Source organism: Coleofasciculus sp. A1-SPW-01 (genome assembly GCF_040217205.1).
GTDB classification, from domain to species: Bacteria; Cyanobacteriota; Cyanobacteriia; order Cyanobacteriales; family Coleofasciculaceae; genus Coleofasciculus; species Coleofasciculus chthonoplastes_A.
In genome coordinates this window covers 1-12,817 of record NZ_JAVJNP010000009.1, presented here as the reverse complement: position 1 = coordinate 12,817, position 12,817 = coordinate 1, and the positions used below count along the sequence as shown (strand labels likewise).

General features: G+C 45.5%; 18 protein-coding genes. 12 read left to right on the top strand and 6 right to left on the bottom strand.

The window, feature by feature from the left end; translation table 11 throughout:
* Positions 1-20: 20 nt before the first annotated feature.
* From RH949_RS01270 to RH949_RS01230, 9 genes are all read left to right on the top strand, one after another.
* Entirely contained in the window at positions 21-509 is a 489-nt protein-coding gene (locus RH949_RS01270) for a phage tail protein (RefSeq protein WP_006102940.1), read from the top strand.
* Positions 510-569: 60 nt separating this feature from the next.
* On the top strand, positions 570-1,058 hold the full coding sequence (locus RH949_RS01265) for a phage tail protein (RefSeq protein ID WP_006102832.1): 489 nt from the start codon (positions 570-572) through the stop codon (positions 1,056-1,058).
* Between the two features lie 129 nt (positions 1,059-1,187).
* Entirely contained in the window at positions 1,188-1,682 is a 495-nt protein-coding gene (locus tag RH949_RS01260; protein WP_006103056.1) for a phage tail protein, read from the top strand.
* Positions 1,679-2,038, top strand: a complete 360-nt coding sequence (locus RH949_RS01255) for a hypothetical protein (RefSeq protein ID WP_446351679.1) — start codon at positions 1,679-1,681, stop codon at positions 2,036-2,038. The genes RH949_RS01260 and RH949_RS01255 overlap by 4 nt, the downstream gene beginning before the upstream one ends.
* Before the next feature lie 167 nt (positions 2,039-2,205).
* Complete coding sequence (locus RH949_RS01250) at positions 2,206-2,523, top strand: hypothetical protein (RefSeq protein ID WP_446351678.1); 318 nt, start codon at positions 2,206-2,208, stop codon at positions 2,521-2,523.
* Positions 2,524-2,531: 8 nt separating this feature from the next.
* Positions 2,532-2,666 carry a DUF6760 family protein gene (locus RH949_RS01245; RefSeq protein ID WP_006102982.1) on the top strand — a complete coding sequence of 45 codons (135 nt, stop codon included), beginning with the start codon at positions 2,532-2,534 and terminating at the stop codon, positions 2,664-2,666.
* 26 nt (positions 2,667-2,692) lie between these two features.
* Complete coding sequence (locus tag RH949_RS01240; RefSeq protein WP_044208812.1) at positions 2,693-3,130, top strand: YecA family protein; 438 nt, start codon at positions 2,693-2,695, stop codon at positions 3,128-3,130.
* The gene (locus RH949_RS01235) at positions 3,127-4,461 is read left to right on the top strand and encodes a DUF4255 domain-containing protein (RefSeq protein WP_006102970.1); all 1,335 of its coding nucleotides are present in this window, start codon (positions 3,127-3,129) and stop codon (positions 4,459-4,461) included. The genes RH949_RS01240 and RH949_RS01235 overlap by 4 nt, the downstream gene beginning before the upstream one ends.
* 86 nt (positions 4,462-4,547) lie before the next feature.
* Positions 4,548-4,769: a hypothetical protein gene (locus RH949_RS01230; RefSeq protein ID WP_006102943.1), complete on the top strand. Its 222-nt coding sequence runs from the start codon at positions 4,548-4,550 to the stop codon at positions 4,767-4,769.
* A 66-nt stretch (positions 4,770-4,835) separates the two neighbouring features.
* On the opposite strand, the gene RH949_RS01225 is transcribed toward RH949_RS01230, so the two are convergent.
* The 4 genes from RH949_RS01225 to minC all read right to left on the bottom strand — a co-directional run bounded on the left by RH949_RS01225 (position 4,836) and on the right by minC (position 7,494).
* Positions 4,836-5,399, bottom strand: a complete 564-nt coding sequence (locus tag RH949_RS01225; protein WP_446351677.1) for a Uma2 family endonuclease — start codon at positions 5,397-5,399, stop codon at positions 4,836-4,838.
* A 177-nt stretch (positions 5,400-5,576) separates the two neighbouring features.
* Positions 5,577-5,870: a cell division topological specificity factor MinE gene (minE, locus tag RH949_RS01220; protein WP_006103004.1), complete on the bottom strand. Its 294-nt coding sequence runs from the start codon at positions 5,868-5,870 to the stop codon at positions 5,577-5,579.
* A gap of 44 nt (positions 5,871-5,914) precedes the next feature.
* Positions 5,915-6,712, bottom strand: coding sequence for a septum site-determining protein MinD (gene minD / locus RH949_RS01215; protein ID WP_044208809.1), 798 nt, complete (start codon positions 6,710-6,712; stop codon positions 5,915-5,917).
* Positions 6,709-7,494, bottom strand: a complete 786-nt coding sequence (minC, locus tag RH949_RS01210) for a septum site-determining protein MinC (protein ID WP_446339868.1) — start codon at positions 7,492-7,494, stop codon at positions 6,709-6,711. The genes minD and minC overlap by 4 nt, the downstream gene beginning before the upstream one ends.
* Before the next feature lie 1,093 nt (positions 7,495-8,587).
* Here minC and sds point away from each other — a divergent pair.
* Positions 8,588-9,559, top strand: a complete 972-nt coding sequence (gene sds, locus RH949_RS01205; RefSeq protein ID WP_006102917.1) for a solanesyl diphosphate synthase — start codon at positions 8,588-8,590, stop codon at positions 9,557-9,559.
* 272 nt (positions 9,560-9,831) lie between these two features.
* Here the strand turns inward: sds and cysE are convergent, their stop codons facing one another.
* Both cysE and RH949_RS01195 read right to left on the bottom strand, forming a co-directional pair.
* Positions 9,832-10,590 carry a serine O-acetyltransferase gene (gene cysE / locus RH949_RS01200; protein WP_006103069.1) on the bottom strand — a complete coding sequence of 253 codons (759 nt, stop codon included), beginning with the start codon at positions 10,588-10,590 and terminating at the stop codon, positions 9,832-9,834.
* Between the two features lie 56 nt (positions 10,591-10,646).
* The gene (locus RH949_RS01195) at positions 10,647-11,117 is read right to left on the bottom strand and encodes a hypothetical protein (RefSeq protein WP_446351676.1); all 471 of its coding nucleotides are present in this window, start codon (positions 11,115-11,117) and stop codon (positions 10,647-10,649) included.
* 80 nt (positions 11,118-11,197) lie between these two features.
* On the opposite strand from RH949_RS01195, the gene RH949_RS01190 reads away from it, so the two are divergent.
* Both RH949_RS01190 and RH949_RS01185 read left to right on the top strand, forming a co-directional pair.
* Complete coding sequence (locus RH949_RS01190; RefSeq protein ID WP_446351675.1) at positions 11,198-11,443, top strand: hypothetical protein; 246 nt, start codon at positions 11,198-11,200, stop codon at positions 11,441-11,443.
* 206 nt (positions 11,444-11,649) lie between these two features.
* Positions 11,650-12,817: RNA-guided endonuclease InsQ/TnpB family protein (locus tag RH949_RS01185; protein ID WP_446351674.1), on the top strand; the 1,168-nt coding region annotated here is incomplete at its 3' end.

Genomic DNA, 12,817 nt, shown 5'->3' with positions numbered 1-12,817 from the left:
GAGAATAAGGAGATAAAGATATGGCTGCCGAACTAAAAGGTCTTGCCCCTAGTAGTTTTTCCTGTGATATTGATGGTTTGGGTGAACTTTCATTTCAAAGTGTGAAAGTTCCTGAAAACAAGCCGAAACTAGCGGGTGAAGCCGCCGTAGTTGGCTCCATGAAAGGTGGGAAATCAGAGCGGCAGATTAACTCGGCTGGCTTCGAGGAAGTCGTCACATTTGATTTGGTATGCCTCTCTAGCCCAAGTTCCACCAGTGCTAGTGTAGTCATGTGGAAATGGTTCAAAGCTTGTTTACCTCCCTCCGATGGCGGTGAAGGGAAATGGGCTGGCAACAAAAAAACAGGAAGTATCTTTGCCTACAGTCATGATGATGAAATCATCGCCCAATGGGACTTCCAAGAAGGGTGGGTCTCGAAAATGAGCCTTTCCGAATTGGATGTCAACGGCAAAGATTATCTCAAAGAAACCTGGACAATAGTGTGCGAAAATTGCACCCGCGTGATGTAGAACGTTTGAGGGATTTGAACATCAGCTATTTAATGAACTGAATTATCTGGGAGTTGAACCATGGCAGATATTGAATATAACACAAACGCTTCTTTCTTTTTTGATTGTGATGGAATGGAGATACTCGTCGAAAAATGTACGATTCCTTCGATTGAAATGAAAGTGGCAGCAGGAAGCGGAGCCATCGGCTGCGGCAAAGATGGGAAAACCCAAACCCAAGCTACCCCGGGTGCAGTCGAGTATGGTTCTGCCCTTAAACTCGAATATGTGGCAGGTAACGAGGGAGATCAACAGAAAATAACTGATTGGTATAAGAAATGCCACGCTACCTCGTTCTCCGGTGGTGCTACAAGTTCGAGGCAAGAGCGAAAAACGGCTTCGTTATTCATTTACGATATGAATGGTAATATTGGGGCGCAGTACGATTTCATCGATTGCTTCCCCAGCAACCTCACCCAAACCAGTCAATTAGATGTGAGTAAGCCGGGAGAAATGGCTAAAGATACGATAGAGATTCGATTCACGAAAATGGTAAGGGCAGACTGCTGATGTGAGTATTGCCTCAATTCGTAATCCAGTTTCTTTAATTGGCTGCCTGAGTGTTTCTTGACAAAAGCACCAGGCAGTGTTTTGCCGATTTTCGGATAATAGGAGAGGCACAGGCAAAGGAGGTGAACAGTGGCAGAAGTTGAAATTCTGACGCGATCGCGCTTTTATTTAGAGTTAATCTTAGATGGGAGTAATGACGCTGTAGATGGTCTGTTTGAGGAATGTAAAGGTTTTAAAGCCACCCAGGACATTGTTGAAGTTTGCGAGGTAACGCCGCAGAAGTGGGGAAAAAGTGGGAACGCTAGAGGGCGAGTAGTTCGCACTAAGGTTCCGGGTAATATGACCTACACCAATCTAACCTTGAAACGAGGGTTAAATATTTCCATGACTTTGTGGAATTGGCTGAATTCCGTACAGGAAGGAGCGGATTGGGAAGATCAACGGCGTAATGGTGCATTAGTCATCTATGATACCTCATCCACAGAGCAGTTTCGATTTGAATTTAAAGGCGCGTGGCCCGTTAGCTACCAAATTTCTGATTTAAATGTCAGAGGAGATGAGTATCAAATCGAAGAAGTCGAGGTTACCGTTGAACAATTAACACGGATTAAGCCAGGGACATGATTCAAACCGAGTTTGAATTTGATCTTCCCAAAGGATATCTAGATGGGGAGGGAAACTTACACCGTAAGGGGGTGATGCGGTTAGCACGGGCGATTGACGAAATCGTTCCTATGCGTGATCCGCGTGTGAAGTCTAATCCTGCGTATGCCACTGTGATTATTTTATCGCGAGTGATTTTGCGTTTGGGGGCATTAGATGAAGTCACTCCCACAGTAATTGAAAATTTGTTTGCCTGTGATCTCAATTATTTGCAACAATTTTATCGTCAAATTAATGAATTAGAATCTGAGAACCAAGTTAACAAAAGTTCTAGTCTCTCGGAACAATTTGAATCAATTTCATCTGATTCTGAGTGATATACAATTTGTAATTTTTGTCAACAATAATTATCTAAAAAGTACGTTTTGATACAGGTAATTAAGTAAAGGGCGACCCGATAAAATTGAGGGGATACAGTTGTTTATTTATGCAGCGGGTCGCCCCTACAAGAAAACGAAGGACAAATGACTAATGACCAATAACTATGGACTATACCTATTTTGAATTTACTCTACCCAAAGGTTTTGTTGATACCAACGGCGGTATTCATCGCTATGGGATAATGCGTCTAGTCACCGGGAAAGATGAGATTGTAGTTCACAAAGATAGCCGCGTGCAGCAAGAATCTTATTACCGCATTTTGGTTATTTTGTCTATAGTTGTCACCCGTCTCGGCAACCTTTCTCCGGTTACACCAAAGCTACTAGAACAAATTTTCTTAGTAGACTTGATCTACTTACAGAACTTTTTCAATCATATCAATCAGCATCAGGGAGGATTGGCGCGATCGGGGGAATATTAGGCTACCCCTTGGATCGTTTATACCAAGAGGTAGCCTTAATTGCTTTTTACTTTCACTGGTCATTAGACGATATCCTAAACCTAGAACATGAAGAACGGCTACGCTGGGTTGGTGAAATTCGTCGATTCACAAAAAAAGGATAGCTACTTTGTTCATGGTTCATCGTTGATTGTTTTATGCGGACAAAGTAAAAACCATTCAATCCGTATTTACCCAGGTTTATCTTTGTCCCTTAGAGGTGGGGAATACCGTTGTACTGGCGACAAATAGTCCGCCGCTTCAGTTGTCGGAAATCCTGAAACGAATCCAAGGGTTGCAAAATGACCATCAATTTGTCCTCCCCTTGTCAGAAACCGCTGTTCAGGTAAAAATAGGGTCACAGTTGATTGAGTCTATCCCTGAGTTAGACCAAGCTCAAGTGCTTGTAGATACTGAACCACCATCCGATTATTTTGATGATCTACCTTCATTTAATCCCCTATTTGCTCAAGGTGTTAGCACTCGCCCCTGTCCCTGTGGGTCAGGTCAATTGTTTCAAGCGTGTCATGGCAGATTAAATTCTAACTGTCAATCGTCAACCGTGGAAACCTCTGAGTCATCATCATGAGTAATTCTCTAGCCATTGCTACCGTAACCGCCACTCTACAACGAATCGTACAGACGTCGATTCAGGACGATATTAGTGGGGCAACGGTGACCACACTACGACCTAATGAAGTGGGAACAGCGACTCCCCAAGTGGGTGTGAATGTCTTTCTCTACCAGGTTCAGATTAACCATGCGTGGCGTCAACAGGCTGAAGTACAAGCCCGCAGTCGGAGAAACCCAGGTGCTAAGCGATCGCAAACTGCCCTAGACTTACATTACATGATCAGTTTCTACGGCAATGACAACGACTTACAACCACAACGGTTGATGGGTAGTGTAATGGGTGGACTTAACGACTGGCGTACTCTGAAAAAAGAGAGGATTGAGCGGACTCTCCATGATTCTACTTATTCTTATTTATTAGAGTCTGACTTACCCGATCAGATCCAAGAAATCTCCCTGTGGCCCCTCGATTTGTCCCTAGAAGATTTATCCAAAGCCTGGTCAGCTTTTTTTCAAACCACTTACTTGTTATCGGTGGCGTATCGGGCTAGGGTAATTATGCTCGAAGGGCAAGATACAGGCAGTAGACCTTTGCCAGTACGCGCTCGTTCCTTAGATGGAATCGTTCCCTTTACCAATCAACCGAAAATTGATCGGATCATTTCTCAAGCTGGACGATTGGAACCCATATTAGCTGACAGTACGGTGTTAATTCAAGGAAACCATTTAAAAAGCGATATCACCCAAGTTTGGATTGGGGAAATGGAAGTTACCCCCAGTGAAATTACCGATACCCAAATTGTATTACCCCTGTCCTCTATACCCACTGATTCGTTACAGGCAGGAATGCATAGTCTCCAAGTGGTGCATCGTCTGGCAAAAGTGATGCCACCCACCTCGACTAATGGGAATGGTGCTAGTGGGAATGGGGGTCAAATGCAAACGGTGAATCAACCTCAAAGTTTTGTTTCTAGTATTCAGTCTAATGTATCGCCCTTAGTGATTCGTCCCACGATTACCAAAACCACGGTATCCAAAAAAGAAGTTGATGATGAAGATTTGCGGTCTGCGGAAATACGGGTACGATCAAATTTAACCGTAGGCAAAAAGCAGCGCGTTTTGTTAGCCCTGAATGAAATTGACACGAATCAACCTGCGGCTTATTTGTTTGAAGCGTCTCCTCGCCAGACGGATGTAATTTGGGTGTCTTTCCCGGTAGAACGGATGAAAGGGGGGCGTTATTTAGTTCGTTTGTTGGTTGATGGTGCAGAAAGTCCGCTGATTGTGGATACTGAACCCGATAGTCCGACGTTTAATCAGTATGTGGGTCCGAGAATATCGGTTTAAAGGGTTGATTGTTCATGGTTCATGGTTCATTGGTTTTGACATCCTAAATTTGTCCTTGTTGGTTATCCTTTATGCTGGAAAAGACGATGAACGAAGATTTTATCAGACAAAAACTTAATCAAGAGTTGGATTCAATTAGTATTAACAAGTTGACCCAATTGGGGAATCAAGCGGTTCAGTTGGGGCTAATTGCAGGTCATGGTTATCACAAGGGTAAATATGAAATTCTGCGTCAGGGTGAAGCGTTACTGATGTCGCCTGATGAAGCTCAAAGTTATTTGGAAAAGTTAATTCAGGACGTGACATGAAGGTTCGTAGTAGGTACTTTAGTACCATAAGCGAGGCAAATATTGACGACAAACTTTCATAGAGTATTATTCTAGTAACCAAGCAAATAGGTCGCCTAACGTGAGTTGAAATTCACTGGCAAAAGTAGGAACCGGAAGCAACTCGTGGGGTTGGTCAAACACTTGGGGTTGTTGCTGTGGTAAACAGACAAATACCGTCTGTTCATCTGGATCAATCAGCCAACCCATTTTGGTTTCATACTGAAGACTCCGCAGAATCTTTTTAATGACTTTCGTGGCACTTTGATCAGGTGATAGGATTTCAATGATCCAATCGGGTGCGATTTCAAATACATTGGCAATACGACCATTTTCCTGGCGAGGAATTCTTTCCCAGGTAAATATGGCTACATCTGGCGCAATTGATTTCCCGCCAAATGTACATCGCAGTTCGGGGAAAGCGCGGGCAATTTTTTTAGGCTTAACGGTAGCATTAATTGAAATAATCAGTTCCCCTTGAATGGTACTATGTTCTCCCTGTGGCATCGGTTTTTGGATAATTTGACCGTCAATATACTCGCTGGCTGGCTTGGTTTCGGGTAGCTTGATAAACTCTGCCAGAGTCAATGGTTTAGGGGGTGTCTGTAACATTTTCAGTGACCTAGAGTTACATTGTAAGTTGATAGTCTATCGACGTATTGAGACTGGTGCAAGATGTGAGTTATACCAAACCTGGACTTACTATCCCCTTCATAATTCAGTCCGCGCAAGCGGACTTTGTTTGTATAGCCGTGACTTCCTTTTCAACAGGGCAAAAAGGGATTTTCTTTAATCAACCGACGGTAAGGGGGGTTCTTCTTCCTTAACTCTGCGGATAGGAAGATTGGCAATTAACGCTGTTGCCCGTTGGTTACTCTCTAGGGTAAACTCCAAACCCTCTTGATCAATCTCCACATAACGAGACACTACTTCTAGGATTTCGGAACGCATTGACTCAATCATCTGGGGACTGAGATCGGCGCGATCGTGGGCAATAACCAGTTGTAGGCGGCGTTTTACTTCCGCTCGACTGTTACTGGCACTTGTCCAGGGAAAAAGTCGTTCTAGAAGTTCGCTAATCATGGGGTTTTGCATCCGTGGTGAGTGAGGAGTGGGGAGTGATGAGTTCAACTGCGGAACATGCGACGGATACGATTGATCAAGGTGTCATGTTCTGCCATCAAATCCAGGAAGGGAACTTTATCGCCTTCCAAACGCCGAGCAATATTGTGAATAGCAATACCGGGAAGCGTGAGATTTTCCGCCAGGGCTAAGGGTTCGCCCCGGTTACTGGAAACAATCACGCGCTCATCATCAGGAATTACGCCAATTAAGGGAATTGCCAGAATCTCTTGGACATCTTGAACCGACATCATTTGATCCGCTTGCACCATGGCGGGTTTCAGACGATTGACAATCAGGAAGATGCGCTTTATGCCTTGAGCTTCCAGTAAACCCACAACGCGATCAGCATCTCGCACCGCCGCAATTTCTGGCGTCGTCACGATTAACGCCTCCGACGCCGCAATGATCGCGTTACGGAATCCCATTTCGATTCCGGCTGGAGAGTCAACCAAGATGTACTCGTACTTCTGAGATAGCACAGCGATGAGTTTTTTCATTTGCTCAGGGCTAACCGCTTCTTTGTTCCGGCTTTGGGCAGCTGGAAGCAGTACCAATCCCTCTTGGCGCTTGTCTTTAACCAACGCCTGTTCTAAGCGACATTGCCCTGCAAATACTTCAATGGCGGTATAAACCACCCGATTTTCTAGCCCCAGAAGCAAATCTAAGTTTCTCAATCCAAAATCGGCGTCAACGAGTGCCACCTGACGACCTAATTTCGCGATCGCCGCGCCTAAATTCGCCGTAACCGTTGTTTTACCCACCCCTCCTTTGCCAGAGGTGATCACTATAATACGACTCATGAATTTAACAATAACTGGGTCTTAGCAAAATCAGCAGCTCTAGCAATACGAATACCTTGGGGTGTGACATACGCCACTTCTGGATAAAACTCAATCGGTGGCGTCTCCGGTGCCCTAGCCACAGCATCCGCAATTCGGAGTTGGGTGGGTTCCATTTTCAGAGCCATAATCCGACAGGAACGATTGCCATCAGCTCCCGCATGAGCTACGCCGCGTAGACGCCCCCAAATGAAGATGTCTCCGGCTGCAATCACTGTACCCCCCGGATTTAGGTCTCCCAGTATAACAATAGTACCAGGATGCCGAATTTCTACACCCGATCGCACGGTCATTTGTAAGTATAGGGGTTCGGTTAACTCCTGAGAGAGTTCAGGGGTTTGATGGAGAGAATAAGTTGCTGATTGTTGCTCGACACAATACCCGGCTGTCGCCGCAGCAACGGCTGTTTGGCGTCGGCTGGTGTACACCCGTGAGATTCGCAGCCCAACGTCGTTCAATACATCCGCGATCGCTTGTAACTTCAGTCCATCCAATAATTGGTCACCTGCCATCAGATGTACCGTACCTGGCACTTGCCAAAAGCGATCGCTTCCATGACAGCGATGCTTAAACTGCTGCCACAAATTAGCCCAACTGGCATCGGACATAGTTTCTACCGAGGGTAATATAAGCTGTAGCCCTTCCTCGGTCTGTTTCAGACGGACTTGAGACTGGCAATCCATTGCCATGTCGCTCTCGGCAACCGTTGACATAAATAATAGTTGGTCAGAATCTGAAGTCATGCAACCACAGGCGTTCTTATCGGCAAACAACCTAAATTAAACGACATCGTACCTTAAGCGCAAGTCTTGGTCGAGAATTTCTTCAAGGGTGTTCCTTCAACCTAGAACGTCCGACAAGTCCCCTGAGATGATTATAAATAATAATAAGAATTAGTTGAATTGGGGGTTAGAGAGACTGGGCTAAAGGCGAATGTCCAGAGTCAAACGTTTTCACCAGTTCTCTGGTGGATATCAACATCTCCCCCCTTATCAGGTCTGACCTCTGTAGAGTAGAGTGGTATATTTAAGTCAGTGGTGGACTACTCACCTCTTGAACTGTTGAAGCTGGCGATTGTTCTACTTCATCCCTTGAAGATGTAGTGTTTTGTGTCAGACCCACTGAAGTAGCATAAACATCGGTCAGAGAGTTAGCTAGGTATTGCGAACTCTTTTTTGTGCGTTGAGCTACCATTAACAGCAAGTAAATCGCGACCAAATAAACAGTTGCCAGAACAGGAATAATCAAAGGCATATCAGTGTAAATCATAGTATGAACGAACAGCAAAGTTATGTAAGATTTCATAGAAGCTGAGGCAACGGTACTAGCTGACCAGGGAGCAATAAACCCTAGCACCATGAACCCCGGGGAAAACTTCCCCAGCTTTTCGGTTGCTTCACTACTACTGACAGTGATGTGTACAAGCCTTTCTCCAACTCAGTTGGATGAAGCTTGACAGGTTTCCTACCGGAAAGCTCCTGTTTATGTAAAATAGAGGACGACACTTAGTTAAACTACCCAGCCGTCATCCAAAACCTTGAGGCTATCTCTGCCTACCTAACGGCACCTTAACCTAAAGGTAAGGAAGCTAGTTGTCCCTACCATCTCGGAGTCAATCGGTCGATTAATCTTTTGAAATCCTTAATATTTAGCTTAACATAAGAGTTCCAGCAATTTCTAGGAATTTTCTTATCAACTTAATAAGTCGATACAATTCCAGGGAGTCCCCCCCATCAGGTTATTGGTCAAACAGATTTCCCTACTTGGGACGCTTCGCTTAAAATTAAGGAAAGAATATGTAAACTTTCGTAACCTAATTTCTGAGTCGCCCAATCCATGACCTCAGTGACTTCCCTTTTTGCCCCTGTTGAAGCAGACCTCTATCTGCTGACCGAGAACTTAAAGAACCTAGTGGGTGCCCGTCACCCCATCCTCTATGCCGCAGCAGAACACCTATTTGGGGCTGGGGGCAAGCGGGTAAGACCAGCCATTGTCCTATTAATTGCGCGAGCGACGGTGCTGGATTCGGATATTACCCCCCGTCATCGACGTCTAGCGGAAATTACCGAAATGATTCATACCGCTTCTCTGGTTCACGATGATGTCGTGGATGAATCATCAGTCCGTCGTAATGTCCCCACGGTTAATAGTATGTTCAATAACCGCGTTGCCGTACTAGCTGGAGATTTTTTGTTTGGTCAATCTGCTTGGTATTTGGCTAATCTCAACAACTTAGAGGTGGTCAAGTTACTCTCCCAAGTGATTAAGGATATGGCGGAGGGAGAAATTCAGCAGGGACTGACGCGATTTGAAGCGAGTACCACCATTGATACCTATCTAGAAAAGACCTACAAGAAAACAGCATCCCTGATTGCCAACAGTTCCAAGTCAGCCGGACTGTTGAGTGGCGTCTCAGCCGAGGTAGCTGAAAATCTGTATCGCTATGGAAATCATCTGGGTTTAGCCTTCCAGATTGTTGATGATATCCTCGATTTCACCGCATCTACAGAGGTGTTGGGCAAGCCGGCGGGTTCTGATTTGATTAGCGGAAATCTAACTGCCCCTGTCTTATATGCTATGGAAGAAAAACCCTACCTAGAGGTCTTGATTGAGCGAGAGTTTGCCCAACCGGATGACATTAATCAAGCCTTAGCATTAGTGATGGAGAGTCGGGGTATTGAGCGATCGCGTGAACTGGCGGCTTACCATGCTCGTCTCGCCTTAGACAATCTGACGCCCTTGAAACCCTCACCCGCTACGACAGCTTTAGTCGAGCTAACTGATTACGTCCTGAGTCGCATGTACTAATAAAAGGGAACAGGGAATGGAATATCCAATTGAAAAGCACATCAGCTTAATGCAGCATGAAGCATTAGAATATCCTGACGCCTGTTTAAAACTGTACGAAAGAGCTACAAACTGGCACGTATCTGTAGGTTTCATGAACTGAATAACGTAGTTATTGCGAACTGAGTCTGGTCAAGGAGCGAGCTTTTTCAAGCTCCCGTCATACCCGTTAGGGTTGACGGTGAGTTCTTGACCCTTTGTCCTCGGCTAAGATGTGAATTCCGGTAAAACTCTTAAATTCCAGCTCCATCCAAAAATTGCTGAATCGCTTTATCTCGAAGTTGGCAGCTATCCGCCTTAACCATCGGAACCCGATCAGAATTCAAATCGCGCCAATTTTGCACAGGTGTCGATGACGGCTTTTCGCTTAACTCTGCCAACTTTTGTTCCAGGATTTCAATCCGATCCACTAATGATCGAATCACAGTGGCTTCAGAATCGGGCAAACTACCATGTTCTAGGGGATTAACTCGCACTCCAGAACGATAAACAATTCGACCTGGAATACCAACAACCGTACAATCAGAGGGAACATCTCGCAAAACGACTGAACCTGCACCAATGCGGACATTGTTGCCGATTTGAATGTTACCGAGAACCTTGGCACCGGCACCAACGACAACATTTTCTCCTAAGGTGGGATGGCGTTTGCCACATTCTTTCCCTGTACCCCCTAGGGTGACGCCTTGATAAATAAGACAGTAATCGCCAACAATTGCCGTCTCACCAATGACAACACCCATACCATGATCAATAAAGACACCTTGACCAATTTGGGCGCCGGGATGGATTTCAATACCGGTCAAGCTGCGAGAAAACTGAGAAATAAACCGAGGGATGAACGGAATCCCAATAGTATGTAACCAATGGCAGAGGCGGTGAAACAGGAGTGCCTGTAGACCGGGGTAGCATAATAAAACCTCGAGCCAGTTGCGAGCAGCGGGATCGCGCTCAAAGATGATGCGGAAGTCAGCTAAAAACGTAGATAGCACAAGCGAGTTAAGACAAACAAACGTAAACAACTCCTTGACTATCTTATCGTTCTTGGCTACTCTCGCACAGTCAGGGTATAGTTCCAGGCTTGATTAGGATTTATGGTTCCCACCCAAATTTTATACTCTCCTGCCTCAAAGTTTGAGCGGGTTACGCTAGCGTCTTGGCTTGCGCCCGTATCATCACCGCACAAGGCAAAGCCATTGGGTCCAGTAATCAATAATGTGGTGTCTTGACCGCCACTATCAACGGCAATCTGGAGCTGATTAAAATCTGCTTCTAAGTCTATGATGTGATCGGGAGTTTCTTCTGCATAACCTAGACAAGGATTATTTTCGCGATCGCGGTTCACTAGCGACGGCAATGAAAATGAACCCCCTGTCGTACCTATCGCTGCTCCCTCATCCGAGGAAAATCCGGGTGATAAGGTTAACGTGCCAAAATTGGCTGACTGGGATAAAACGGGTGTAGCCGTTAGCGCTATCACCATGGCTATTAATACTTGAGAACCCCTTTGCCGTAACATAGCTTAACTCTCCTGGAAACACTGATTGTGAACTTCTTTCCCTATCCCCCTTGAGTACCAGTTGATCAGACTGTCTACTCTTGTTCTATCTGATTTCCCGCTTATATAGTGTTGAAGAGGTGACACCTTGGCATCTGCCACACTCGTTTGGCTCTGGAGGTACTGTGCCTTTAATTATCTTGATTTCGCTGCTGCTGATGATGAGTTGGCTATTTTCAGAGGTTCTCGTCTTGTTTCCGGTGGATATCTTAAATTCATTGAAACCGTTCACCTCATTAACCCTGATTGTTGCCTTACTCGTTTTTTTGTGGTGCTTTGGCGAGTAAGATAATGGTAATGCCACTCAGCCCATAAATTAGGGACGTCAGTTTTGGCAAATAGAGGGTTGGGTTTTGTCCATTCCACCCGAATCGCGAGGGGCTACCCCTTCAACGAAGTAAGGGGTAGGGGGATAGCGGAAAATGCGAGGGGTCAATCCCCGAAGTATTTTCAATCTCTCTCTTTCTATCCCATGTGGTGGTATAGTTTAGCCATGAAACAAGTTCTCACAATAGTTGTAAAGCTCCAACCCTCTCCTGAACAAGTTGCCTTCTTAGAGGCAACTCTTCAGGCGTTTGCGGACGCTTGTAACTACGTGAACGAAAACACAGACCCTAAGCTAACCAACAAAATTGCCATCCAGTCCTTGGTCTACCAAACCATCAAGAAAAAATTCAACTTGGTGGCAAACATGGCTGTTAGGGCTTGTGCGCGTGTAGCTGCCAACCGCAAGGTAGCCAAGCTAAAAGGCAAACCTGTTAAAAGATTTGCCCCAAGCAGCATCGACTGTGACAAAGACTTGTTTCGGTTTCGCGAACAGGATTGGACGGTAAGCCTTGCAACTACTCACGGTAGAGAGCGAGTTGAATTAAAAGTCGGCAACTACCAAAGAGGAAAACTCAAACAGAGAAACCCGACTTCTGCTCAACTATGCAAACACCGTGATGGTCACTTCTACTTGCACATCCAAATCAAAGACGATGCAAAAGACTCGCCAATTGCCGACAAGGTAATTGGCATTGACTTAGGGCGGCGCGACATTGCAGTTACATCAGAGGGCAAAAAGTGGGACGGTTTGCACATTCAGTCAGTACGAGATAAGTTTTATAAAGTTAGGGCGTCTCTCCAGAAAAAAGCCTCGAAAGGCACGAGGACAAGTCGGCGTAGATGTCGAGAAATCCTGAAACGGCTGTCGGGACGGGAAAGACGCTACCAGCAATGGCTTAATCACAACATCTCCAAATCAGTGGTCAGACGAGCAGTTGAGTATAGTGCCTCTATTGCTATAGAAGACCTTACGGGAATTAGGGAGAGAACCAACGAGCAACCCAGAAGCAAGACGGAACGTAGACGCTCAAATTCATGGGCATTCTACCAACTGCGAATGTTCATTGAGTACAAAGCGCTTGGGGCAGGTGTTCAGGTTATCCCAATCCCCCCTGCCTATACTTCCCAAATGTGTCACAATTGCCTACACATTCACCCGGTAAAAGGAAAGTCTTACCGTAGTGGCAAGACTTTCAAATGTGGGCATTGTGGTTGGCATGGAGATGCCGACTTTAATGGAGCCAATAATATTGCACTTGTGGGGCTGTCTATAAACCAGCCTGGAGGCACGGGGTTATCGTGCAAGCTAAGCCGAACTATTAAGTATGTTCAGC